Source organism: Pseudomonas sp. PDM19 (genome assembly GCF_014852215.1).
Classification (GTDB): domain Bacteria; phylum Pseudomonadota; class Gammaproteobacteria; order Pseudomonadales; family Pseudomonadaceae; genus Pseudomonas.
The window spans coordinates 358,759-383,444 of record NZ_JACVBG010000002.1 but is presented as its reverse complement, the minus strand read 5'-3'; the positions used below and the strand labels follow the sequence as shown (position 1 = coordinate 383,444).

At 66.9% G+C, this 24,686-nt stretch carries 21 protein-coding genes; 13 read left to right on the top strand and 8 right to left on the bottom strand.

From position 1 onward, the window contains the following. The first annotated feature begins 24 nt into the window (after nt 1–24). From IB273_RS10000 to IB273_RS09980, 5 genes are all read left to right on the top strand, one after another. Nucleotides 25–453: a DNA polymerase III subunit chi gene (locus IB273_RS10000; RefSeq protein ID WP_192223992.1), complete on the top strand. Its 429-nt coding sequence runs from the start codon at nt 25–27 to the stop codon at nt 451–453. Between the two features lie 21 nt (nt 454–474). Continuing rightward, nucleotides 475–846, top strand: coding sequence for a DNA polymerase III subunit chi (locus IB273_RS09995; protein ID WP_081516049.1), 372 nt, complete (start codon nt 475–477; stop codon nt 844–846). Nucleotides 847–1,057: 211 nt separating this feature from the next. Beyond that, nucleotides 1,058–3,907, top strand: a complete 2,850-nt coding sequence (locus tag IB273_RS09990; RefSeq protein ID WP_192223991.1) for a valine--tRNA ligase — start codon at nt 1,058–1,060, stop codon at nt 3,905–3,907. Nucleotides 3,908–3,991: 84 nt separating this feature from the next. Continuing rightward, complete coding sequence (locus tag IB273_RS09985) at nt 3,992–4,282, top strand: nucleotidyltransferase family protein (protein ID WP_081516053.1); 291 nt, start codon at nt 3,992–3,994, stop codon at nt 4,280–4,282. After that, entirely contained in the window at nt 4,275–4,628 is a 354-nt protein-coding gene (locus IB273_RS09980; RefSeq protein ID WP_192223990.1) for a DUF86 domain-containing protein, read from the top strand. Before IB273_RS09985 ends, IB273_RS09980 begins: the two co-directional genes overlap by 8 nt. A 6-nt stretch (nt 4,629–4,634) precedes the next feature. On the opposite strand, the gene IB273_RS09975 is transcribed toward IB273_RS09980, so the two are convergent. Then, on the bottom strand, nt 4,635–6,539 hold the full coding sequence (locus IB273_RS09975; protein ID WP_192223989.1) for a M14 family metallopeptidase: 1,905 nt from the start codon (nt 6,537–6,539) through the stop codon (nt 4,635–4,637). A gap of 249 nt (nt 6,540–6,788) precedes the next feature. Between IB273_RS09975 and IB273_RS09970 the strand changes: the two genes are divergently transcribed. The 5 genes from IB273_RS09970 (at nt 6,789) to rlmF (ending at nt 12,360) form a co-directional block, all read left to right on the top strand. Then, nucleotides 6,789–8,444, top strand: coding sequence for a thiamine pyrophosphate-binding protein (locus tag IB273_RS09970; protein ID WP_192223988.1), 1,656 nt, complete (start codon nt 6,789–6,791; stop codon nt 8,442–8,444). Nucleotides 8,445–8,556: 112 nt separating this feature from the next. Next, nucleotides 8,557–10,386, top strand: coding sequence for an SLC13 family permease (locus tag IB273_RS09965; protein WP_192223987.1), 1,830 nt, complete (start codon nt 8,557–8,559; stop codon nt 10,384–10,386). A gap of 34 nt (nt 10,387–10,420) precedes the next feature. Further along, complete coding sequence (locus tag IB273_RS09960) at nt 10,421–10,717, top strand: winged helix-turn-helix domain-containing protein (RefSeq protein WP_024762881.1); 297 nt, start codon at nt 10,421–10,423, stop codon at nt 10,715–10,717. A 10-nt stretch (nt 10,718–10,727) separates the two neighbouring features. After that, nucleotides 10,728–11,306 carry a VTT domain-containing protein gene (locus tag IB273_RS09955; protein WP_081516063.1) on the top strand — a complete coding sequence of 193 codons (579 nt, stop codon included), beginning with the start codon at nt 10,728–10,730 and terminating at the stop codon, nt 11,304–11,306. 52 nt (nt 11,307–11,358) lie between these two features. Next, the gene (rlmF, locus tag IB273_RS09950) at nt 11,359–12,360 is read left to right on the top strand and encodes a 23S rRNA (adenine(1618)-N(6))-methyltransferase RlmF (protein WP_225610150.1); all 1,002 of its coding nucleotides are present in this window, start codon (nt 11,359–11,361) and stop codon (nt 12,358–12,360) included. A 142-nt stretch (nt 12,361–12,502) separates the two neighbouring features. Here the strand turns inward: rlmF and IB273_RS09945 are convergent, their stop codons facing one another. Beyond that, nucleotides 12,503–14,026, bottom strand: a complete 1,524-nt coding sequence (locus IB273_RS09945; protein WP_192223986.1) for an MFS transporter — start codon at nt 14,024–14,026, stop codon at nt 12,503–12,505. Nucleotides 14,027–14,184: 158 nt separating this feature from the next. On the opposite strand from IB273_RS09945, the gene IB273_RS09940 reads away from it, so the two are divergent. Continuing rightward, nucleotides 14,185–15,075, top strand: a complete 891-nt coding sequence (locus IB273_RS09940) for a LysR family transcriptional regulator (RefSeq protein WP_081516067.1) — start codon at nt 14,185–14,187, stop codon at nt 15,073–15,075. An 18-nt stretch (nt 15,076–15,093) separates the two neighbouring features. On the opposite strand, the gene IB273_RS09935 is transcribed toward IB273_RS09940, so the two are convergent. After that, complete coding sequence (locus tag IB273_RS09935; protein ID WP_081516069.1) at nt 15,094–15,636, bottom strand: hydrolase; 543 nt, start codon at nt 15,634–15,636, stop codon at nt 15,094–15,096. A gap of 38 nt (nt 15,637–15,674) precedes the next feature. Beyond that, the gene (locus IB273_RS09930; RefSeq protein WP_192223985.1) at nt 15,675–16,394 is read right to left on the bottom strand and encodes an energy transducer TonB; all 720 of its coding nucleotides are present in this window, start codon (nt 16,392–16,394) and stop codon (nt 15,675–15,677) included. A 158-nt stretch (nt 16,395–16,552) separates the two neighbouring features. Between IB273_RS09930 and IB273_RS09925 the strand changes: the two genes are divergently transcribed. Both IB273_RS09925 and IB273_RS09920 read left to right on the top strand, forming a co-directional pair. Beyond that, nucleotides 16,553–17,788: a dienelactone hydrolase family protein gene (locus IB273_RS09925; RefSeq protein WP_192223984.1), complete on the top strand. Its 1,236-nt coding sequence runs from the start codon at nt 16,553–16,555 to the stop codon at nt 17,786–17,788. A 29-nt stretch (nt 17,789–17,817) separates the two neighbouring features. Continuing rightward, nucleotides 17,818–18,633: a hypothetical protein gene (locus IB273_RS09920; RefSeq protein ID WP_192223983.1), complete on the top strand. Its 816-nt coding sequence runs from the start codon at nt 17,818–17,820 to the stop codon at nt 18,631–18,633. Between the two features lie 46 nt (nt 18,634–18,679). On the opposite strand, the gene IB273_RS09915 is transcribed toward IB273_RS09920, so the two are convergent. From IB273_RS09915 to sbcD, 4 genes are all read right to left on the bottom strand, one after another. After that, complete coding sequence (locus IB273_RS09915; RefSeq protein WP_192223982.1) at nt 18,680–19,399, bottom strand: Dps family protein; 720 nt, start codon at nt 19,397–19,399, stop codon at nt 18,680–18,682. A gap of 145 nt (nt 19,400–19,544) precedes the next feature. Further along, nucleotides 19,545–20,000: an aminoglycoside 6'-N-acetyltransferase gene (aac(6'), locus tag IB273_RS09910; protein WP_192223981.1), complete on the bottom strand. Its 456-nt coding sequence runs from the start codon at nt 19,998–20,000 to the stop codon at nt 19,545–19,547. Next, nucleotides 20,000–23,464 carry an AAA family ATPase gene (locus IB273_RS09905; protein ID WP_192223980.1) on the bottom strand — a complete coding sequence of 1,155 codons (3,465 nt, stop codon included), beginning with the start codon at nt 23,462–23,464 and terminating at the stop codon, nt 20,000–20,002. Before IB273_RS09905 ends, aac(6') begins: the two co-directional genes overlap by 1 nt. Beyond that, complete coding sequence (gene sbcD, locus IB273_RS09900) at nt 23,461–24,681, bottom strand: exonuclease subunit SbcD (RefSeq protein ID WP_192223979.1); 1,221 nt, start codon at nt 24,679–24,681, stop codon at nt 23,461–23,463. Before sbcD ends, IB273_RS09905 begins: the two co-directional genes overlap by 4 nt. Between the last annotated feature and the right edge of the window lie 5 nt (nt 24,682–24,686).

The window sequence follows — 24,686 nt, the reverse complement described above, 5'->3', positions numbered from 1 at the left end:
CAACCTGCCGATGGGATCGAACGCATGACGCGTGTGGATTTCTACGTCATTCCCAGCGCCGATCCCGACGCACGCCTGACCATCGCCTTCCGCCTGGCTGAAAAAGCCTGGCGGCAAGGCATGCGCATCTTCGTGCTGTGCAGCGACGAGGCCCAGCGCGATGCGCTGGATGCCCGGCTGTGGAACTTCCGGGGCGAAACCTTCATCCCACACAACGCGGTGGAAGAAGATGCCGACTCGCCGATAGTTCTCGCCCTCGGCGAGCCGCCGGAAAGCCACCGGGACCTGCTGATCAACCTGACCCTGGCCATTCCTGCCTTCGTCGACCGCTTCAACCGGGTCGCCGAACTGGTGATCGAGGAGCCGGCGATTCGTCAGGCCGCGCGGGAGAATTTCCGTCGCTACCGCGAGCAGGGCTATCCTTTGCAGGACCACCGCCTGCCGCGCCCTTGAGAGCGTCTCAGCCAAGACACCATGGACAACCACAAGCCCCCGCACGACCCCGACCACCTGCTGGAAGACCTGAAGAAGATCCAGGACCTGCTGGACGAGTCGGGCGCCGAGCCGCCCCTGCTCACCGAATCCTTCGAGCCGGACAACATCCCGCTGCTCTCCGACGTCGTCACGCCCGCGCCCCAGGCGCCGGAGCCTGCAGCCACCCAGCCCGCCGCGCCGCAGGCCACTCCCGCCGCCAGCGAGCTGAACCGCCTGGACCTGGAACTGCGCGCCGCGGCCCAACTGATCCTGCAGGACGTCCTCGACGACTTCGCCCCGCAGATCGAAGCCGAACTCCAACGCCGGCTCGAAGCGCGCATGCAGCGCCTGCTGGCCCAGCGCAAGACTTGACTCTCCGCCCGGGGAAACACCAGAGCCAGCCTATAGAAGCGCCCCATGGGCGCGATCACGGGCATGGCCCGCTCCTACAACGGGCGTCGGCGCCAGACCGCCCACGCCCGCACCCCGAAAGCCGCCGATAAGCCCCCGGTGGCCTGAACTCCCCGCCTCCCGTTATACTCAGCGGTTTTCCGTCTAGCCTTATCAGGGTCCCGCCGCGCTCATGGACAAGACCTACCAGCCGCACGCCATCGAATCCCACTGGTACCCCCTGTGGGAGAAAGAGAACTACTTCGCCCCGCAAGGTTCCGGCGAACCGTACACCATCATGATCCCGCCGCCGAACGTCACCGGCAGCCTGCATATGGGCCACGGCTTCAACAACGCCATCATGGACGCGCTGATCCGCTACCGCCGCATGCAGGGCCGCAACACCCTGTGGCAGCCGGGCACCGACCACGCCGGCATCGCCACCCAGATGGTGGTGGAGCGCCAGCTGGCCGCCCAGGGCATCGCCCGTCATGATCTGGGCCGCGAGAAGTTCCTGGAGAAGGTCTGGGAGTGGAAGGATCAGTCCGGCGGCACCATCACCCGCCAGATTCGCCGCCTGGGTTCCTCCGTGGACTGGTCGCGCGAGCGCTTCACCATGGACGAAGGCCTGTCCAACGCCGTGAAGGAAGCCTTCGTGCGCCTGCACGAGGACGGCCTGATCTACCGCGGCAAGCGCCTGGTCAACTGGGATACCAAGTTCCACACCGCCATTTCCGACCTCGAAGTGGAGAACCACGACGAGAAGGGCCACCTCTGGCACCTGCGCTACCCGCTGGCCGACGGCAACAAGACCGCCGACGGCAAGGACCACCTGGTCGTCGCCACCACCCGCCCGGAAACCGTGCTGGGTGACAGCGCCGTCGCCGTGCACCCGGAAGACGAGCGCTACGCCGCGCTGATCGGCACCTTCATCGACCTGCCGCTGGTGGGCCGGCGCATCCCGATCATCGCCGACGACTACGTCGACCGCGAGTTCGGCACCGGCTGCGTGAAGATCACCCCGGCCCACGACTTCAACGACTACGAAGTCGGCAAGCGCCACGATCTGCCGCTGATCAACATCTTCGACAAGGACGCCGCCGTCCTCGCCGTCGCCCAGGTGTTCAAGCTCGACGGCAGCGTCAACGCAGAGCTGGACGCCAGCCTGCCGGCCGCCTACGCCGGTCTCGACCGCTTCGTCGCGCGCAAGCAGATCGTTGCCGACTTCGAAGCCGCCGGCCTGCTCGAGAAGATCGACGACCACGCACTGAAAGTGCCCAAGGGCGACCGCTCCGGCACCGTCATCGAGCCGTGGCTGACCGACCAGTGGTACGTCTCCACCAAGCCGCTGGCCGAACCCGCCATCGCCGCCGTGGAAGACGGCAGCATCCAGTTCGTGCCCAAGCAGTACGAGAACATGTACTTCAGCTGGATGCGTGACATCCAGGACTGGTGCATCAGCCGTCAGCTGTGGTGGGGCCACCGCATCCCCGCCTGGTACGACGATGCCGGCAACGTCTACGTCGGCCGCAATGAGGCCGAAGTGCGCGCCAAGCACAACCTGGGCGACGCCAACCTGCGCCAGGACGAAGACGTCCTCGACACCTGGTTCAGCTCGGGCCTGTGGACCTTCTCCACCCTCGGCTGGCCGGAGCAGACCGACTACCTGAAGACCTTCCACCCCACCGACGTGCTGGTGACCGGCTTCGACATCATCTTCTTCTGGGTTGCGCGCATGATCATGCTGACCATGCACCTGATCAAGAATGGCGATGGCAGCGCGCAGATCCCGTTCAAGACCGTCTACGTCCACGGTCTGGTGCGCGACGGCCAGGGCCAGAAGATGTCCAAGTCCAAGGGCAACGTGCTCGACCCGCTGGACATCGTCGATGGCATTACCTTGGACGAGCTGCTGGAGAAACGCACCAGCGGCATGATGCAGCCCAAGCTCGCCGAGAAGATCGCCAAGCAGACGAAAGCCGAGTTCCCCGAAGGCATCGCCAGCTACGGCACCGACGCCCTGCGCTTCACTTTCTGCTCGCTGGCTTCCACCGGTCGCGACATCAAGTTCGACATGGGCCGCGTCGAGGGCTACCGCAACTTCTGCAACAAGCTGTGGAACGCCGCCAACTTCGTCATCGAGAACACCGATGGCAAGGACACCGGCGTCAATGGCGAGCCGGTCGAGCTGTCCTCGGTGGACCGCTGGATCATCTCCGCCCTGCAGCGCACCGAGATCGAAGTCGCGCGCCAGCTCGACGCCTTCCGCTTCGACCTCGCCACCCAGGCCCTCTACGAGTTCATCTGGGACGAGTACTGCGCCTGGTACCTGGAACTGGTCAAGCCGGTACTGTGGGACGAGAAAGCGCCGATCGAGCGTCAGCGCGGCACCCGCCGCACCCTGGCGCGCGTGCTGGAAACCGCACTGCGCCTGGCGCACCCGTTCATGCCATTCATCACCGAGGAAATCTGGCAGCGCATCAAGACCGCCGCTGGCAAGTCCGGTGACACCCTGATGCTGCAACCCTGGCCGATCGCCGACGAGGCGAAGATCGACGCCGCCGCCGAAGGCGACATCGAGTGGGTCAAGGCCCTGATGCTGGGCATCCGCCAGATCCGCGGCGAGATGAACATCTCCATGGCCAAGCGCATCGACCTGGTGCTGAACAACGCATCCCCCGAGGATCACCGTCGCCTGGCCGACAACGAGCCGCTGCTGATGAAGCTGGCCAAGCTGGAGACCATCCGCGTGCTGGACGAAGGCGAAGAGCCGCCGATGTCCGCCACCGCGCTGGTTGGCGACCTGCAGGTGCTGGTGCCGATGGCCGGCCTGATCGACAAGGCTGCCGAGATGGCGCGCCTGGACAAGGAAATCCAGCGCCTGGAAGGCGAAGTCAAACGCGTGGGCGGCAAGCTGTCCAACGAAGGCTTCGTCGCCAAGGCACCGCCGGAAGTGATCGAGAAGGAACGCGCCAAGCTGGCTGAAGCCGAGCAGGCCGTGACCAACCTGATCCAGCAGCGCGAGAAGATCGCCAGCCTGTAAGCCCCAACACAAGGCCCGCCAATGCGGGCCTTGTGCTTTTCGCTTGTGCTACCTTCAGGCGTATTCCCTGATCCGGTAACCAACATGGACCGCCGCCACACCCTGACCCTGCTGGAAAGCTGCAAGCCAGAACTGGCCAACCGCTTCGGTGTAGTGAGACTGGCTCTGTTCGGCTCGACCGCACGTGACGACGCAGGACCGGACAGCGATGTGGATATTCTGGTCAGTTTCGACGGCCCCGCGACCTCGGAGCGCTACTTCGGCGTGCAGTTCTACCTGGAAGACCTGCTGGGCAGCAGTGTCGATCTGGTAACCGAAAAGGCACTTCGCCCGGAGCTCCGCCCCTTCATCGAGGCGGAGGCGGTGAATGTCTGAGCGTCCCGAGCGAGTCTGGTATTTCTACGTCGACGACATGATTGCATGCGCTGAGAAGGTCCTCGCCTACTGCGCGAATCTGGATCAGCAGAGCTTCGTCACTACCCCGCTGGTTTATGACGCGACCTTGCGCAATCTGGAAATCATCGGCGAAGCCGCGACCCGCATTCCCGATGAAGTTCGCCAGGCACACCCGCTGGTCCCTTGGCGCATGCTGGTGGCTACCCGAAACCGACTGATCCACGGCTATCTGGGTATCGATAACGACACCCTTTGGAGCATCGTCCGCGACGAGGTTCCCAAGCTACTGACGCAGCTGCGAGGGCTGCGCCAGCAACAACCCTGAAGAGCCTCAGTACACCGCCCCCACCGGGTACACGTAGGCATTCACGTCATGGAACGGCGTGCGCTCGAAGAACCACTGCAGCCGTGCCTGGGCGTCCTTGGCGAAGGCCTTGTCGTCCTTGAGTTTCTTCTCGAACTCGGCCTTCAGCTTCGGGTCTTCGGCGAGCATCTTGCGCGCCATCGGCTCCATCACGTATTCCTCCGGCTCCTCGGCCACCACCAGGGTCGAGTTGAAGAAGCCCCAGGACCAGAACGAGTCCGGACTTTCCGCCGTCAGCAGGTTGACCGCCAGCACGCCCAATGGCTGGTCGGTGTCGATCACCACCGAGCCTGCCGGGTAGGTCTGCAGGCGCTGGAACGGCTTGCCGACGCCACTGACCAGCAGGTGCCCCTCATAACCGGGAATCTCGTTGGTGGCAGCGCGATCGGGCTCGAAACCGCCGGCCAGCTTGATGTTGTCCATGCGGTACAGGGTCACCTCGATGGGCGTCGCCTTGTCCAGAGTCTTCATCTGGATGCCATGGGACTTCAGGCGCGCGATCACCTCGCTCCACTGCACCGGCACCACATACTGCTTCGGCCGCTTCACCACCAGGTCCGGCACCGAGTTGTCGGTGACCGGCACGTTCAGCTGCTTGGGCTTGTTGCTCCAGACGATGGTCTTCTTGCCGGTGATCGGTGACACCTCATAGCGGTAATCACCCACGGTGAACGGCGTGTGCTGCGGCTCGCCCGGCTTCCAGGTGAGGATCACCTCCTTCTGCGCCGCCAGCCGTTCGCGGTCCTTGCCAATCGCCTGCTTCAGCGAGTCGGCGTTGTCGCCGATCACCTGGAACATCGCCTTGAGCATCACGTAGTTGCCCAGCACCTGGGTTTCGTAGGGGTGCAGGGCATGCTGCTCGATGAGGATCGACGGCACGTTGCGAATATCGCCGTACTGATTCGAGAAGCGCGCCAGGTCGGTGCGGTACGGGTAGTAACCCTGGGTCGGGTCCTGGTTGTCGTTGAAGCTGATGCACTCATGGACCACATGCCCGTCGCCCTCCAGCTCCTTGTACACCGGGCCGCGCATCACCTTGTCCATCCAATCGCTAGAAGCCGGCGACCAGCCGTTGCCGTTGTGGCAGTAGGAGCTGTCGTAGGGATACATGGCGCCGTCGGTGGAATGGGTGTCGGCGAAGAAGCTCAGGTCGTACTGGTTGAACACCGAGACGACGTTGCGGATCTCCGCACTGTCGAGCTTGGTGAAGTCGCGGTTGAGGTTGTAGTTCAGGCCGTTGACCCGCCAGCCGGTGACGTCAGGGCCGTTCTGGTTGATCCGCCCGTAGGGGCTGCGGCGCAGGTCGCCGTCGATGTTCACGGTGGGGATGAAGAGGATGTTGACCTTGTCCAGCAGAGCGGCCAGCGGCTTGTCGCCGGTGGTCATGTCGCGCAGCAGCATGAACATGGCGTCCTTGCCGTTGGCCTCGCCGGGGTGGATTTCCGCTTCGACGAAGATCGTCGGCTTGCCGGACTTGTTCAGCCCCGCTGCCGACTTGTCCGCCTCGCGGCTGGCGGTCACCAGCAGCATCGGCTCGCCGGTGGCGCTGTTCTCCGGCAGGTCGCTGAGGGTGATGGCGCCGCCGGAGGCATCGGCCAGCTTCTGCAGCCACGCGCGGGTCTGGTGGTAATCGGAGGTCTGCTTGAAGCCGGTGGATTCGGCCAGGGTGATCAGCGGGTTGTCGGCCTTGGCGATGTACTTCGTGCTGGTGAGCTTCTGCTCGAACATCGCCGGGAGGATGCGGGTTTTCGCGGCGGCGCTGTAGCCGCTGTCATCGACGTACCCCGGCGCCGAAGGCAGGGCGGCATACAGGGGCAGGCTGGAGGTGGCGAAGAAGCCGGCGAGCAGTGCTCGGGACGAGAGGTGGTACATGGGAGGTTCTCCTTTTGCAGCAATATCGTCCTGCGGACGCGTCTGCGTCCGTGCATCAACCATAGACAAACATCGGGAAATGCCCGCGCGGTTCGTCGTCGCGCCCGCTCTGGCATGCACCTTTTTCAAAAGGCGTTCATTCCCCGAAGGAATGACCTTGCGAAGAATGCTCGCTTGGATCACCGCGCCGGTTCGCCGAAGATCAGCGCACAGCTGCGCCCTGCTCCCCTGCCAAGGAACCCCACGCCCATGTCCGATACTCCGGCCCGCAACGGCGGCCAGATCCTCGTCGATGCCCTGCTGCGCCACGCGGTGGATACCGTCTACTGCATCCCCGGCGAAAGCTACCTGCCGGTGCTCGATGCGCTGCACGACGCGGCCGCCATCCAGACCATCGTCACCCGCCACGAAGGCGCCGCCTCGAACATGGCCGATGCCTACGGCAAGCTCACCGGCCGCCCCGGCATCTGCTTCGTCACCCGCGGGCCGGGCGCGACCCACGCAGCCAACGGCGTGCACACGGCAATGCAGGACTCGACGCCGATGATCCTCTTCATCGGCCAGGTGGAAAGCGCGTTCAAGGGCCGCGAAGCCTTCCAGGAAGTGGACTATCGGCAGATGTTCGGCGGCCTGGCCAAGTGGGCCACCGAGGTAGACGACATCCGTCGCCTCCCCGAGATCGTCGCCCGCGCCTTCCGCGTCGCCCAGTCCGGGCGGCCCGGTCCGGTGGTGATCGGCCTGCCGGAGGAAGTACTGTTCGGCTCTGCACCGGTCGCCGACGTAGCGCCGACGCCGATCACCCGAGCAGCGCCAAGCGCCGACTCGCTGGCCGAACTGCGCGAGCGCCTGAGCCAGGCCCGGCGCCCGCTGCTGATCGTCGGCGGCACCGGCTGGACGCCGCAGGCCTGCGCGCAGGTTCGCGCCTTCGCCCACGCCAACCGCCTGCCGCTGGTGGCCTCGTTCCGCCGCCAGGACCTGATCGACAACCGCGACGAGCAGTACGCCGGCCAGCTCGGCTTCGGCGCTTCCCCCAGGCTCACCGCCCGCGTGCAGGAAGCCGACCTGCTGCTGGTGCTCGGCTCGCGCCTGAGTGAAACGCCCAGCGCCGGCTACAGCCTGATCCAGAGCCCACGCCCGCTGCAGGGCATGATCCACGTCTACCCCGACGCCAGCGAGCTGGGCCGCGTCTACCAGGCGGACCAGAGCATCCAGGCCGGCATGCCGGAGATCGCCGCCGCCCTCGCCGGCCTCGCTCCGCTCGCCGAGACGCCCTGGGCCGAGTGGACCGCCGCGGCCCGCGCCGATTACCTCAACTACATCACCCCACCGCAGAACGCAGAACCGCCACAGGGCGTGGACCTCACCCAGGTCGTCCAGTACCTGAATGAAACCCTGCCGGACGACGCGGTGATCAGCAACGGCGCTGGCAACTATGCCGTCTGGGTGCACCGTTTCTACCGCTATCGCTCGCCGCGCAGCCAGCTCGCTCCCACCAACGGCGCGATGGGCTACGGCTTCCCCGCCGCCATCGCCGCCAAGCTGCGCGATCCGCAGCGCAGCGTGGTGTGCTTCGCCGGCGACGGCTGCTTCATGATGTATCCGCAGGAGCTGGCCACCGCCGTGCAGTATGGCGCGGCGCTGACCGTCATCGTGGTGAACAACGGCATGCTCGGCACCATCCGCATGCACCAGGAGCGCGAGTACCCCGGCCGCATCAGCGCGACCGAGCTGCGCAACCCCGACTTCGTCGCCCTCGCCCGCGCCTTTGGTGCCCATGGCGAGCTGGTGGAGAGAACCGAGGACTTCGCCGCCGCCTTCGAGCGCGCCCAGGCCAGCGGCAAGCCGGCGCTGATCGAACTGCGCACCGATCCACAGCAGATCACCCCGGTCGCACGGCTGCCCTGAGGACCTCCAGCATCCCCCCGCAGCAGCGCAGGCTTCGCTAAGCTGCACCGGGTCAAGGCATTGCGCCCGCTCCTGCGGGCACAATGGCGCCGGGAATTCGCTAGGGAAGCGCATGAGTCTGCAACTGATCTGGGTCCTCGCCCTGCTCGCCACCGCCGTCGGGCTGTTCGTCATCAACCGTCCGCGCATGGACGTGGTCGCCCTGCTGGTGATGGTCGCCCTGCCGCTGTCGGGCATCCTCAGCGTGCAGGAATCACTGGCCGGCTTCGCCGATCCCAACGTCATCCTGATCGCCGCGCTGTTCGTCATCGGCGAAGGCCTGGTGCGCACCGGCGTGGCCTATCGCATCGGCGAATGGCTGACCCGCCGCGCCGGCGCCAGCGAGACGCGCCTGCTGGTGCTGCTGATGCTCGCCGTGGCCGGGCTCGGCTCGGTGATGAGTTCTACCGGCGTGGTCGCCATCTTCATTCCCGTGGTGCTGAGCATCGCCGCGCGCCTGCACGTGTCGCCGCGCCGGCTGATGATGCCACTGAGCTTCGCCGGGCTGATCAGCGGCATGCTCACCCTGGTCGCCACCGCGCCCAACGTGGTGATCCACAGCGAGCTGGTGCGCGAAGGTTCGAAGGGTTTCGGTTTCTTCAGCTTCACGCCGTTCGGCCTGGTGGTGCTGGTGCTCGGCGTCGGCTACATGCTGGTGGCGCGGCGCTGGCTGGGCGATGACGGCGACGACGAAGGGCAGCGCGTCAAGCGCCGCACCCTGGGCGACCTGATCCGCGACTACCAGCTCGCCGGCCGCGAGCGCCGCCTGCGCATCCGCCCCGATTCGCAATTGGTGGGCAAGAGCCTGGGCGACATCGAGCTGCGCGCCCGCGCCGGCACCAACGTGGTGGCCATCGAGCGCATGGTGCACTTCCGCCTGAAGATACTGAGCCCCGGTGCCAACATCGTGCTGCACGCCGGCGACGTGCTGCTGGTGGATATCTACGGCGAGCGCAGCGACCTGCTGGGCATGTACCACGAGTTCGGCCTCGAGCCACTGAGCCTCCAGGGCGACTACTTCACCGAACGCGCCCACGAAGTGGGCATGGCCGAGGTGACGATGCCGCCGGAGTCCGTCCTGCTGGGCAAGAGCGTGCTGGACCTGGAGTTCCGCAGCCAGTTCGGCCTCAACGTGGTCGGCCTGCGGCGCAACCGCGAAGCCCTGGTGGAAGGCCTGCTGGACGCCAAGCTGAAGGTCGGCGACACCCTGCTGGTGATCGGCGGCTGGAAGGAAATCCGCCAGCTGCAGGCGCGCGCCCGCGACTTCCTGGTGCTCAGCCTGCCCGCCGAGGTGGACGAAGCCGCCCCCGCCGCCAGTCAGGCGCCCCACGCACTGTTCAGCCTGGCGGTAATGGTGGTCCTGATGGTCAGCGGGCTGGTGCCCAACGTCATGGCGGCGCTGATCGCCTGCCTGCTGATGGGTTCGTTCCGCTGCATCGACATGGACAGCGCCTACCGCGCCATCCACTGGCAGAGCCTGCTGCTGATCGTCGGCATGCTGCCCTTCGCCCTGGCGCTGCAGAAGACCGGCGGCATCACCCTGGCGGTCAACGGCCTGGTCGGTGCACTCGGCGGCGCCGGCCCCTACGCCATCCTCGCCAGCCTGTTCGTGCTGACCGCGGTGATCGGCCTGTTCATCTCCAACACCGCCACCGCCGTGCTCATGGCGCCGGTCGCCATCGCCACGGCCAAGGCCCTGGGCGCCTCCCCCGAAGCCTTCGCGATGATCGTCGCGCTGGCCGCGTCGGCCGCCTTCATGACGCCGATCTCCTCACCGGTGAACACCCTGGTGCTGGGGCCGGGGCGCTATCGTTTCGCCGATTTCGTCAAGGTTGGCGTACCCTTCACGATTCTGGTGATGATCGTCAGCGTTGTGCTGGTACCCTGGCTGCTGCCGCTGTAGCCGCCCATTACAAGATCGCCAAGGAATCGTCTCGATGGAAGTGAGCAAGACCAAAAGCAGTTTCTACCGCCGCCTCTACGTGGCCTGGCTGATCGACAGCGGCACTGCGACCAGCGTCCCGGCGCTGATGGAAGCCACCGGCATGCCCCGGCGCACCGCCCAGGACACCCTGGCCGCGCTGGCCGACCTGGACATCGACTGCGCCTTCGAGCAGCACGACGGCGAGCGCAACAACGCCGGCCACTACCGCATCCGCGACTGGGGCGCCATCGATCCGCGCTGGATCGCCGCGCACCTGCCGAAGATCAAGGACATCCTGCAGTACCCCTGAGCCCGCCCGCATGCTTGCCGTCCCACCCACCCTCTGGCGCTTTCGCCGACTGATCCTGCTGCTAGCCTTCGCCGTGGTGCTGGTGCTGCTCTATCGCGCCAGCGGGCTGCATGAGGAGTTCAGCCTCGACTACCTGCGCAACGAGCTGACTGACAACCGCCTGCGCGGCCTGCTGCTGTTCGTCGGCCTGTTCGCCCTGGGCAACCTGCTGCACATCCCCGGCCTGCTGTTCCTCGCCGCCGCCGTGCTGGCCATGGGCAAGCTGTGGGGCGGGCTGATCACCTACTGCGCGGCGGTGTTCTCCTGCGGCTTCACCTTCCTGATCGTGCGCGCCGTCGGCGGCAATGGCCTGCGCCTGCTGAACAACAAGCTGACCCGCGCGGTGTTCAGCCACCTCGACCAGCGCCCGGCGAGCAGCGTGTTCCTGCTGCGCCACGCCTTCATCACCTCGCCGACGCTGAACTACAGCCTCGCGCTGTCGGGCATCGGTTTCTGGCCCTACATGCTCGGCACCCTGCTCGGCCTGCCGATTCCGCTGCTGCTCTGCTGCCTGCTGTTCGACCGCCTGGGCAACGTGCTGCTCGGCTGAAGCGCCCAACTGTGGGAAAATCGCCCACCGCCTCCCAGCCCCGCGCGCCCTCATGTCGAAAGCACCCAGATCGCCCAAACACCCCGCCGGCCCGGCAAAGCCTGCCCAGCCCCTGCGCGACCCCGCCGCCAAGCGGCCGAACCTGCTGCACCCGCGCAACCGCCACCAGGGGCACTACGACTTCCCGGCGCTGATCGAGGGCTGCCCGGAGCTGGGCCGTTTCGTCATCACCAACCCCTACGGCAAGCCGAGCATCGATTTCGCCAGCCCCGAGGCGGTGCGCGTGTTCAACCGCGCGCTGCTGAAAGGGCAGTACGGCATCGGCCAGTGGGACATCCCCGCCGGCTTCCTCTGCCCGCCGATCCCCGGCCGGGCGGACTACGTGCACTACCTCGCCGACCTGCTCGCCGAGGAAAACGGCGGCAGCGTACCGCGCGGGCCGGACGTGCGCATGCTGGACATCGGCGTCGGCGCCAACTGCATCTACCCGTTGATCGGCCACCGCGACTACGGCTGGCGCTTCCTCGGCTCGGACATCGAACCCGCTGCCCTGGCCTCCGCCCACGCCATCGTCAACGGCAATCCGGGCCTGAGCGATGCCATCGAACTGCGCCAGCAGCACGATCCGAAACACATCTTCCGCGGCCTGCTCGGCGCCGACGAGCGCTTCGACGCGACCCTGTGCAACCCGCCCTTCCACTCCTCGCCCGAGGAAGCCAGCAGTGGCAGCCGGCGCAAATGGAAGAACCTCGGCAAGCTCGACCCGTCGCGCCAGCTGCCCAAGCTGAACTTCGGCGGGCAGAGCAACGAGCTGTGGTGCGAAGGCGGCGAGATCGCCTTCCTGCGCAAGCTGGCGATGGAAAGCGCCGAGGTCGGCCAGCAGGTCCGCTGGTTCAGCTCGCTGGTGTCCAAGGCCGGCAACCTGGACGACTTCCGCCGCGCGCTGAAAAAGGCTGGCGCCATTTCCATCCGCACCGTGGACATGGCCCAGGGGCAGAAGCAGAGCCGCTTCGTCGCCTGGACCTTCCTCGAACCGGAACACCGCCGCTACTGAATCAAACCGCCACCACCGCGCGCACAATGGATCGGCGGATAACCGCAAGCGATTGTTCGCCCTGCGTCCCCCAACCGACGCACCACCGGGCACAAGCGTAGGGCGCATAACGCGGCACGCGTTATCCGCCGCCACCCCGCGCTCAAGCCTCGGCGGCGAGCACCGGCGCGCATTCCCGGCCCAGCAGCAGAAACACCAGCCCGGCGACCACGAAGGTCACGCCCGCCAGCAGCTCCAGCACCCGACTGAACACCGCCACGTAGTCGCTGCGCAGTTGCTCGGGCGCCAGCTGCGGCAGTTGCTCGACCACCGCCGCCAGGTTGCCGATGGCCAGCTGGTTGGCACTCATCAGGCGCTCCGCCGCGGCCAGGCCCAGCGGCTGCAGTTGCGCCGCGAGCAGGGTCGCCAGCAAGGCGCCGACCACGGCGATGGCCACCGCGTCGGCGGACACCCGCACCGTGTTGAAGATGCCCGTCGCCATGCCAGCACGTTCGCGCTTGACCACGCTCACTGCCAGGCCATCCATCAGCCCCCACGGCAGGCCAATGCCGATGCCGATCACCAGCAGCGGCATATCCGGCGCAATACCAACCTCCAGGTTGCGCGCCAGCCACAGCAGCCCACCCGCGACGATCAGCAGACCGATCGCCGACAGGCTGCCAGCGCTGAAGTGCTTCGCCAGCAGCGCCGCCAGGAAGGGCACCACCAGCAGCGGCGCCGACAGCGCCAGCATGGTCCAGCCGGCCTGCAGCGCGCCCTGCCCCTCGATGCCGATGAAGCGCCCCGGCAACAGCACGATCAGCACCACATAGGCGAACGCTGGCGACGCGCCCAGCAGTTGCACGCCAACGAAACGCCATTGGCTGAACAGCGACAGGTCCAGCAACGGTCGCTCCATGCGGCGTTCGACGGCAATGAACACGACCAGCAACACGCCGCTCAGCACCAGCGTCGCGATTACCGGGACGCTAGCCCAGCCCTGTTCCGGCGCCAGCAGCAGGCCGTAGGTGAACAGGCTGAGCGCGGCGGTGAAGCTCAGCGCGCCGGGCCAGTCCAGACCGCGCGCCTGCGGATCACGGGTCTCGCGGCAGAAGCGCACCACCACCGGAACCGAGGCCAGCGCGCACACCGCCGGGACCAGGAACACCCAGCGCCAACCCGGCCCGTCGGTGAGCCAGCCGGCGAGCAGCGGGCCGAACGCCAGGCCGACGCCGAAAGTAGTGCCCAGCAGGCTGAACACCCGCGTGCGGATCGGCCCGTCGAACTCCTGCGCCAGCGCTGCCATGGCAGCGGCGAAGGCGGCCGAGCCACCCGCGCCCTGGACCAGGCGCAACACGTCGATGGCCGCCACCGAACCGGCCAGCGGGATCGCCAGGGTGGTCACGCAGAACAGCGCCAGGCCGACCAGCCAGACGCGTTTGCGCCCGTAGACATCCGCCAGGCTGCCCGCCGCCATCATTGCCGCGCCGTAGGCCAGCACGTAGCCGTTGACGATCCAGTTCAACGCCACCGCCGAGCCGCCCAGCTCATGGGCAATGGCCGGCAGCACCACGGCCGGGCCGGTGAAGCACAGGGGAATCAGCACCGCCGTCAGGCTGGCGGCGAGCAACAACAGCCAGCGCGAGGCCTCGGATCGGTTTTCAGGGGTGTCGTGGGAAGACTTCATGGTGGTTCCGCAAGGAATCGAGGAAGACCTGCCCAAAGCTAATCAACCCGGCATTGCGGAAAAACAGGCTAGGATTCCGAACAAAACGGACACTTGTGTCCGCAATCGATCCCCCATCGCGCGGCACAATGGCGGCCCGCCCGCACGGACACCTTTCCATGGACAGTCTCAACGGCCTGCGCGTCTTCCTCCAGGTTGCCGACTCCCTGAGCTTCGCCCAGGCCGCGCGCCTGCTCGGCCTCTCCGCCTCGGCGGTGGGCAAGAGCATCGCTCGTCTCGAGGAGCGCCTGGGCGTGCGCCTGTTCCACCGCAGCACGCGCAGCCTGAGCCTGTCCAACGAAGGCCAGCTGTTTCTCGAGCGTTGCCGGCGCATCCTCGACGAGCTGGAAGCGGCGGAGCAGGAACTGGCGCTATCGACCCAGCAGGCTCGCGGCCGCCTGAAGATCAGCATGCCGCTGGTGGCTGGGCTGTTGCCGCAGGTGCTGCCGGAATTCCTCCGCTGCTACCCGCGCATCCAGCTGGACATCGACTTCACCGACCGCCTGGTGGACGTCATCGAAGAGGGTTTCGACCTCGTGGTGCGCGGTGGCGAGCTGCGCGACTCACGGTTGAAGGCGCGCAAGCTGGGCGACTTCAGCCTGCTGCTGGTGGCCTCGCCCGGTTACCTGCGGCAGTACGGCACGCCGCGGCGGCCGGCGGACCTCAACCAGCACCTGTGCCTGCACTACCGCTACCCGAGCAGCGGGCTGGTGCAGCGCTGGCCGCTCGAGCTCGCCCCCGGAGAAACGGAGCCGCGCCTGGACGGCGGGCTGATCTGCAATACCGCCGACATGCTGATCAACGTCGCCAGCCAGGGCATGGGCATCGCCTGCCTGCCGGATTTCGCAGTGCGCAGCGCACTGAACGACGGCCGGCTGGTGCAGGTGCTGAGCGAACACACCACGCATCAGGGCAGCTTCCACGCGCTGTGGCCGGCGGGCCGGCGCATGCCGCTGAAGCTGCGGGTGTTCCTCGACTTCCTCGGCGACCGCCTGTTCGTCACCCGTTGAGGGGGACTCACGGGCAGTTCAGCGGATGAACTGCTTGCTGATCTCGCGGAAGACTTCCGTCCCGGCGCGCTCCAGCCACTCGAAGGCGACCATCTCCCGCGAGACGATCACCGCGCCGGCCTGGCGCATCCGCTCCAGCGCCAGCGCCTTGTCCTGCGGGCGGCGCGAGCCGACGGCCTCCGCCACCACGAACACCTCGCGGTCCTCCGCCAACAGGCCCAGCACCGTCTGCAGCACGCACACATGGGCCTCGGTGCCGCACACCACGAACTGTCGGCGATCACCACCGGGCAACTGCGACAGGCCGGGATCGGTGACGGCCGAGAAGGCAATCTTCTCCAGCACCTCGCCTTCGACCAGCTCGGCGCGCAGCGCCGGTAGCGTCGGGCCGAGGCCCTTGGGGTACTGCTCGGTGGCCAGTACCGGCACACCAAGCCGCCGCGCGATGGCCAGCAGCCAGGCGCTGTGCTCGAGCACCGCCTCGTTGTCGTGGATGGCCGGGAACAGACGTTCCTGGATGTCGATGAGCAGCAGGCAGGCGGTTTGCGCGCGTATCAGCATGGCTAGGTTCCTCGCAGGTCCAAGCTGTGTTTTTCGGCTCAGGAGCTGGTGCTGTCAACCTGTGCGCGGCGCATCTCCTCGGCGAGCACATCGGAATAAACGGCGTCAGGCTGCTGGCAGCGCTCCAGCACGCGAGGCAGAGCGGCATCGAAGCGCTTGCCGATCAGCCGGTTCTTCTCCACATCCAGCTTGCCACCGAGCTGGGCAAGGAACAGCGCGCCACTGGTCATGCGGAAGGTCGCCAGTTGATCCAGCGGTCGGTCCGGGTAGGCCTGATGGAACTCTGCGTACTGGCTGCTGATCGCGCTGCGGGGCTGGGCGAGGAGTTCGCGCACGGTGTTCGCCAGACTCTCCTCGGAGTTACCCGCCGCCTTGTCCGAGGGCAGCATCGGGGTGCCGGCTTCGGCCTGCTTGAACTCGAAGGTCTTCACCACCTGCCGTGGCGCGGGGTACTTGGCGGTGGGCTGCCAGGGCTCGAAGCGCCACTGGGATACACGCTCGCGCACGGCTTCGGCCAGCGCAGGGTTGCTCGACTCGACGATCTGCACGTTGGCAACCTCGCCGCTGGCCTCGATATCGAAGGAGGTCTTCACCCTGCCATCGATACCCCGCGGCCGGAACTGCTGCGGATACTCCGACGACGCCATGTCGCGCGGCACCAGTCGTGGCGTCTCGTCCTGCGGTACGCTGCTGCAGGCCGTCATTGCCGCTACCGCCAGCAGCAGGCCGATACGCGCGATACCCGTTGTCCTCTCCATGCGATGCAATCCCGAAGCTCCCTGTTCATGAGGGGCGCGATGGTAGCGCTGCGCCACTATCCCTCACAAGCATCAGGCCCCCTTGGCAGGCGCCGCTCCAGCACGCACCCTATGCGGCGCCAGAACAACACAACAACGAGCCTGGGAGAGACGGGAACATGGGCAAGAACATCAGCATCGCCGCGCGTGACGGCAGCGGCAGCTTCAGCGGTTATCTCGCGGTACCGGCCAGCGGGCACGGCCCTGGCGTGGTGATCGGCCAGGAGATCTTCGGCGTCAACGCCAACATGCGCAGCATCGCCGACAGTTATGCCGAGGAGGGCTATGTCGCACTGGTGCCCGACCTGTTCTGGCGCCTAGAGCCGAACCTGGAACTGGGCTACAGCGAAGCCGAGTTCGGCCAGGCCATCGGCCTGTTCCAGCGCTTCGACGTAGACAAGGGCGTGGACGACATCGCCGCTGCCATGGACGCCCTGCGCGCCCTGCCGGAGGTCGAGGAACGCGGCATCGGCTACGTCGGCTTCTGCCTGGGCGGCAAGCTTGCCTACCTGACCGCCGCGCGTACCGACGCGGCCTGCTCGGTGGGCTACTACGGCATGGGCATCGAGCAGATGCTCGACGAGGCGCAGAACATCAAAGGTCGCCTGGTGCTGCACTTCGCCGAGCAGGACGTGTACTGCGACGCCAGCGCCCGCGCGGCCATCGGCGAAGTCCTCGGCAAGCTGCCGAAGGCGGAAATCTACAGCTACCCCGGCGTCGACCACGCCTTCGCCCGCCCCAACGGCATGCACTTCGACAAACCCGCTGCGCTGATGGCCCACGAGCGCAGCATCGGCGCGCTCAAGCGCGAGATCGGCCCGGACTTCGACCTGTCGCAGCTGTGGGAAGACCACATCCACCACGAGTTCGCCGCCCGCGACGTGCCCGCCACCATGGCGACCATGGTCGCCCAGCCCTACGTCAACCACATCCCGACCATGACCGGCGGCGTCGGCCAGGACGAACTGGCGCGCTTCTACCGCAACCACTTCGTCCACGGCAACCCGCCGGACATGAAGCTGGTGCCGATCTCCCGCACCGTCGGCGCGCTGCAGGTAGTGGACGAATTCGTCATGTGCTTCACCCACACCAGCGAGATCGATTGGATGCTTCCCGGCGTGCCGCCCACCGGCAAGTACGTGGAGATTCCCATGCTCGGCGTGATCCGCTTCCGTGGCGACAAGCTGTGCCACGAGCACATCTACTGGGACCAGGCCAGCGTGCTGGTGCAGATCGGTCTGCTCGACCGCGCCGGGCTGCCGGTGGCCGGCGTGGAGACGGCGAAGAAGCTGCTCGACGAGAGCCTGGAATCGAACACCCTGATGACCAAGTGGAAGGACAGCGAAGGTCGCTGATCTTCCTCGATCAACCCAAGGAGCACCCGATGTACCCCATAGGGAAATGGACCTGCGCCGCGCTGCTGACCCTCGCCGCCAGCGCCGGCGCAGCGGAGCGCACCGCGCAGCCTTGCGACGCAGCCACCCTGCAGACCCTGGCCGGGCTGCTCGGCCAGCAGGGCTGGCAGGCACCGGAGACCGGAGCGGCAACACCCGTAGTAGCCGCTGCGTGCAAGCCCTGGCCGGACGACCCGAAGCTGAAGGTGATTGCAGTCGCCTACAGCGCGGCGGGCGACAAGGCCGAACCGGGCGAGCGCAACCTGAACCTGCTGGTCGGCCAGCTCGACACACAAAGCGGCAAACTGGTGACGCGCAGCGACGACAGCATCGGCGAGGACGCCATGGTGGAGATCGACAGCTCCAGCCTGTGGCTCGACACCGCACGCTATCGCCTGGCGCCGGAGGTGCGCGGCTTCGGCCTGATCATCGGCAGCGTGGCGCGCGGCGCAAGCTGCCCGGACGCCTGGTCCTATGACGACTTCAGCCTCTACGCGCCGCAAGGTGACCAGCTCAAGGAGGTGTTCCGCACCTACCTGCGGCAGTGGACGACGCTCGAAGGCGTGGTCTGCGGTGGAGCCGACAAGCTGGTCATCGAGCGCTCGCAACTCACCCTGGCCATGGGCAAGGACAGTCACCACGGCTACGCCGACCTGATCGTGACGTCGAAGGTGCAGCGCGAGCACGAAGGCGACGACGTTGGCGCACCGAAGACCGTGCGCACCACCGTCAGCTACGACGGAACGCGCTATCCGTTCGAGGAGTTCTCCACCTTCTGGCAGAGCCCGCCCACGGCGGCGCAGTAACGAAAAAGGCCCCTCGCGGGGCCTTTTTCCATTGCCGGCACCAGGATCAGTGGCCGGTGTTGTCACCCCGGCGGCTGGTCTCGAAGAGGAACCAGGTGCGCTGCTCGGTCTCGTCGATCCAGTTCTCGATCAGGCTGGCGGTGGCGATGTCATGGTGCTCATCGCACAAATCGTGCACTTCACGCATGTATGAAGTCAGCGATTTGTTGTCCTCCTGCAGCTCGGCCAGCATGTCCAGCGGCTGGACGAACTCGGCATCGTTGTCGAGGATGCGCTTCAGCCGCGAGATATGGCCGATGGAGCGGATGGTGTTGCCGCCGATCTTGCGGTTGCGCTCGGCGATGGCGTCGGTCATCGCGAAGATTTCGGTGGCGTGGTCATCCAGCAGCAGGTGGTAGTCGCGGAAGTGCGGACCGCTCACATGCCAGTGGAAGTTCTTGGTCTTCAGGTACAGCGCGAAGACATCCGCCAGCAGGCGGTTGAGCGCCGCCGACAGATCGCGGGTGGCGTTCTTGCTCAGGTCCGACGGCGTGGCCAGCGCAGGGGCGCGGCGCGGAGCGGCCTTGGCAGCAGCCGGTTTGGCAGCGGAGGCCTTGGTGGCGGGCTTGGCCGCGGCGGTCTTGGCGGCAGGTTTGCTGGCAGCAGGCTTGGCGGCCGGCTTGGCAGCAGCGGGTTTTGCGGCAGGTTTGCTGGCCGCTTTCGCAGCCGGCTTCGCGGCGGGTTTGGCCGCTGCGGGTTTCTTCGGAGCCGATGCGGATTGCTTCATCACAAATCACCTCTACGAAAGATCACGATACCTGTGGATGCCGACCCGGGCGGGAACGGCTGACTTACGCGGTCTTGAGCCTATCTCGCCTGACGTCGATTGCAAGTTGACCGCAGTGCCGCGCTCGCGTTCCGACTGATGTGGATCAATCGTGGAGGGGCTTGCGGAAGTACACGACCCGCTCGGTTTCGACGAAGCCCAGGGCACGATGCAAGGCATGACTGACGCTGTTGTCCAGCGCCGCATCGGAGGCGAAATCCACACAGCCGCGCGCAAGGCCCCAGGCCTGTACCGCGCGCACCAGAGCCCGCGCCACGCCTTGCCGGCGGGCGTCCTCACGCACGTAGATGCCTTCGAGAAACAGCACGGGCGAGCCGTCCGTGCCATTCACGTAATCGCTGCGCACCGAGGCTTCCGCCAATCCGAGCGCCCTGCCCTTTTCATCGCGGGCCAGCCACGCGCCATAGCGCTGCGGCTGCACGAGGATGTCGCGTGCCTCCTCGACGAACTCTTCCGCGTGATCGCCCGGCCAGAGTTGCAGGCGCAGGTCGATCCAGTCGGGTAGATCGTTCTCTTCGCAGTGGCGCACGGGCGTGTCCATCAGGCTTTCTCCGGCTCGGATCGCTCGGGGTTGAAACGGAAGCGTGCGTCGAGCTGGCTGTAACCCATGCCGACGCCCTTGTGTACCTTGAGTTGCACCGGAATACGTTCCTTCAACGCCTCGACGTGACTGATCACGCCGATGGTCTTGCCCGTGGCGTTGAGGCTGTCGAGGGCATCCAGCGCCACTTCCAGCGTCTCGCCGTCGAGGGTGCCGAAGCCTTCGTCGAGGAACAGCGAATCGATGCTGGTCTTGTGGCTGACCAGGTCGGACAGCGCCAGCGCCAAGGCCAGGCTGACCAGAAAGCTCTCGCCGCCCGACAGCGTCTTGCAGTCACGCGCGGTGTCGCCCTGCCAGGTGTCCACCACTTCCAGTTCCAGCTCGCCGTCGCTGCGTCGGGCCAGCTGGTAGCGACCGTGCAGGCGCTGCAGCTGGCGGTTGGCGAGGTGCACCAGGTGGTCGAGGGTCAGGCCCTGGGCGAAACGCCGGTAGCGCGCACCGTCGGAGGCGCCGATCAGACTGTTGAGGCGCTGCCAGAGATCATGTTCCTCTTCCTGCCGGGCGATTTCCGCAAACAGGCTCTGCTGGCTGGCGCGGCGATTGTCGTCGCCTTGCAGCTGGGCACGAATCTCGCCCTGGCGCTGGCCGAGTTCGCGCAGCTGAGTGGCGAGCGCTTGCAGCTGCTCGTCGAGTTCCTCCAGCGCGTGTTCGCCATGGGGCTCGGCCTGCAGGCGCTCGACGTCCTGATTCGCGGCCGCGCGCAGGGTAACGGCTTCGGTGATGGCCGTTCCCAGACGCTGGCGCAGTTCACTGAGTTCGCTGCGCCGGGCATCGTCCAGCAGCGCGGCGAGGTAGGTCGCCTCATCGGTGAAGGGGCTCACCGCCAGCGCCTGCTGCCAACTCGCCAGGCGCTCGGCAAGGCGCGCCTGCTCCTGCTCCAGCCGTTCCGCCAGCGACTGCTCGCGCCCTTGCAAGGCATCGGCCTGACGCTGGGCGGCAGCCAGCTGCTCCTCGGCCTGTACCAATGCCTGTTGTGGAGTTGCGTGAATCGCCAGCGGCTGGCGCGCATCGAAGCCGGCCGTCTGCCAACGCTGCTGCCATTGCGCGGCGATCTGTTGCGCCGCGCGGGCAGCCTGTTCGGCGTCGCGCTCGGCCGCAGCCAGTTCCTGGCCACGCTGCTGGTCCTGCTGCCATTGCTGCCATTGCGCGGTGCGCTCGGCAAGCCATTGCTCTCCGTCGTCCGGCACGCTGTAGCCCAGTTCGCCCAGCGTGGTGGCCAGTGTCTGGTCCTGCTGTTGCAGGTCAGTACGCTGAACCGCGAGTTGCTGCGCGCGCTCTTCCTGGCGCTGGCGTTCGTGGGTCTGTTGCTGGTCGAAGAGTGCCAGCTGCTGTGCGGCTTCGGCGTGATCGCGCTCGGCGCGCTGGCGTTGCTGCTGCGCCTGCTGGAGCTGAACCCGAAGCGCTTCGAGCGCCTTCAGTTGCCGCTGCAAGGCAGCCTGCAAAGCTTCATGGCGCTCACGCTCGGCGCTGAGCTGCTGATCGTCCTTCAGCGCAATGCCCTGTGCTTCACACTGTTGCTGCCAAGCCTGCTGGTGCTGCGCCAACGCGACCTGGGCTTCGTCCCGCTGACGCTGCCCCTGCTGCAGTTGCGCATCCAGTTCGGCCAGTTCACCCCGCAGGGCAATGCCCTGGCTTTCCAGCTCGGCCAGCTGCTGACGTGCCTGCTCCAGCGCTGACTGCGTGGAGGAAACATCCAGCGCCTGGTAGGCCGCCACCGCCGGGTGCTCCGGCGAGCCGCACAACGGGCAGGCCTCGCCGGGCTGCAACTGCGCGCGCAGATGCTCCAGCTGGTGGATGCGCTGCTCCTGCTGCAGGAGTTTTTCCTTGTCGGCGACCTGCTGCTTGGTCGCCTGATAACGCTCGCGCAGCGCGACGATAGCTGTGTCGCGCTCGGTTCTTTTCTGGCGCAGCGCATCCAGTTCGGGCTGCCAGCGTGCCAGCTGCGCAGCAGCCTGGGCGCGGGCCTGGGCTAGTTGCTCCAGACGGTCCAGCCCACGGCTATGCAGTTGCGCCTGTTGCAGGCGTTCACGCAGGTCAGTTTCAGTTGCGCCGCCCAGCAAGGCATCGAGCTGCTGCTGGTGCTGACGCTCCTGCGTGCCGGCCGTGTCAATCTGCTGCTGCATGAAGGCGACGGTGCCCTGCAGCGTCTGCCGCTGCGCGGTCGCGTTCTGCAATGCCTGGTCGGCTGCCTGCGTCTGCCGCTGCAGATCGGCAATGGCCTGAGCCAGACGCGAGCGCTGGGCGAATTGCGCGCGCCAGCCGCCGAGCAGTTCTCCCAGTTTCGCGCGCTGCGGATGCTGCGCCAGACGCACCTGCAGCTCCTGGTGTTGTTCGCTGACAGCCTTGTGCTCGCCCTCGCGCGCAGCCAGCATCTGCTGCGCGTACTGGCTGGACGCCCACAGAGCCTGGGCGACTGCTTCACGGTTGGACGCCTGCTGTGTGCGATTGTCCTCCAGCGCCGCGCGGCCCTGTTCAGCGCTCTCGTGGGTGCTGCGCCAGGCCTGGTGCAGCGGTTGCAGTCGTGCGGCGGGCTCGCTGTCCGCCAGGCGTTGCAGATCGGGTTGCGCCTGCTCCAGCGCCTGGCGCGCGCCTGCCTCTTTCGCACCGGCCTGCTCGACCTGCTGTTGCGCGCGGGTCAGGTCTTCGCGCCAGCGGCGTTGTGCCTGGAGCGCTGCGTGCTGTGCTTGCCAGGCGGTTTCCTGCACGGCGGCGTCGCGGCCCTGCTGTTCCAGTTCGCCGCGTTGTTCGGCGCTGAGCAGCTCGAAGCCTTCGGCGCGGGCGCGCAACTGGTCCAGCGCGCCGCGTACTTCACGAGTGCGCTCGAATACACGCTGGGAAATCAGCCCGTAGATTTCGGTACCGGTGAGCTCCTCCAGCAGCTCCGCGCGCTGGTTGGCGTTGGCCTCGAGGAAGGCGGCGAAACCGCCCTGGGCCAGCAGCATGGACTTGGTGAAGCGCTCGAAGTCGAGGCCGGTGAGCGTCTCGGTCTGCTTGAGCTTGTCGTTGATCTTGTCGGTGAGAATCTGCCCTTCACCGGTGGCGCGGTCGATGCGCACCAGCTCCACCTTTGGCGCCTGCAATGCACCTTCGGCCTTGTCGCGGGCGCGGCGCTGGCTCCAGAAGGCGCGGTAAGGCTGGCCCTTCACCTCGAATTCCACTTCGGCAAGGCAGTCGGCGGTGTGCCGGGTCATCAGTTCGTTGCCGCTCTGCGACAGCACACTCATGCGCGGCGTGCGGTGGTACAGGGCGAGGCAGATGGCATCGAGCAGCGTGGTCTTGCCCGCCCCGGTCGGCCCGGTGATGGCGAACAGGCCGTTGCCGGCGAAGGGCTCGGCGGTGAAGTCGATCTTCCATTCGCCCTTGAGCGAGTTGAGGTTCTTCAGGCGCAGGCTGAGGATTCTCACGGGTGCTCCTCCTGCAGATCGGCCACGACCTGTCGGTAGAGCCCGGTCAGTCGCTCGCGCAGCGGCGCCTCCAGGTCCTCGGCGTCCAGGCGCTGGCGAAACACGTCTTCGGGGCTGAGTTCGTCGAGGGTTTCCCTGGCTTCGCTGAACAGCGCCGCCTGCGTGGTGCCGCGCTCGCGACGGGTGCGCAGGACGATCACCGGCAGCTCCTCGCAGAGCTTCTCGACGCGCAGCTGGATGTCGGTCAGGTAGTCGTCGGTGTGCACCATGACTTCCAGCCAGACCGGCTGCTCCGCGCTGCCTTCGCGGGCGACGCGGGCCAGTTCAGCGGGCAGCTCGGCGAGGCTGCCGGACACCGACTTCAGCGGCTGGAAGCGCGGCACCGGCAGTGCGGTGACGCTTTGCAGGCCGCTGTCATCCAGGTTCACCAGCAGCACTTCCTTGCCCTGGGTCGCCTCGTCGAAGCTCAGCGCGATGGGCGAGCCGCAATAGCGGATGTGCTCCAGGCCGCCGACCTTCTGCGGCCGGTGGATATGGCCGAGAGCGATGTAGTCCGCCGCCGGGAAGGCGCTGGCGGGGAAAGCCTCCAGGGTGCCGACGTAGATTTCCCGCACCGACTCGCTGGCGCTGGCGCCAACGGTGGTGAGGTGGCCGGTGGCGATGATCGGCAGGTGCCGGCCAAGCTGTTCGCGCTGCGCCTCGGCGCGCTCGAACAGCTCGCGGTAATGCGTCTGGATCGCCTGCTGCAGGGCCAGTTGCTTGTCCTGCGCGCTCTGCCCGGCCTGGCTGGTGAGCACGTCGCGCGGACGGATGAAGGGAATCGCGCAGAGGATGGCGCCGGGCTGGCCGTCACGTTGCGGCAGCACCAGCAACTGGCGATCGAGGTCGGTGCCGACGGCGGCAATCACCTGGGTATCCAGGCAGGCCAGCAGGTCGCGGGACTCCTCCAGCATCGCCACCGAGTCGTGGTTGCCACCCAGCACCACCAGACGCGCGCCGGTATCGCGCAGCTCGACGATGAAGCGGTTGTACTGCTCACGGGCATAGCTGGGCGGCGCGCCGGTATCGAACACGTCGCCAGCGATGATTACCGCGTCCACGGCCTGCTCGCGCACCTGTTCGACCAGCCAGGCGCAGAACGCCTGGTGCTCGGCCTCGCGGCTCTTGCCCATGAAATGCTGGCCCAGGTGCCAGTCGGAGGTGTGGAGAATGCGCATGCCGT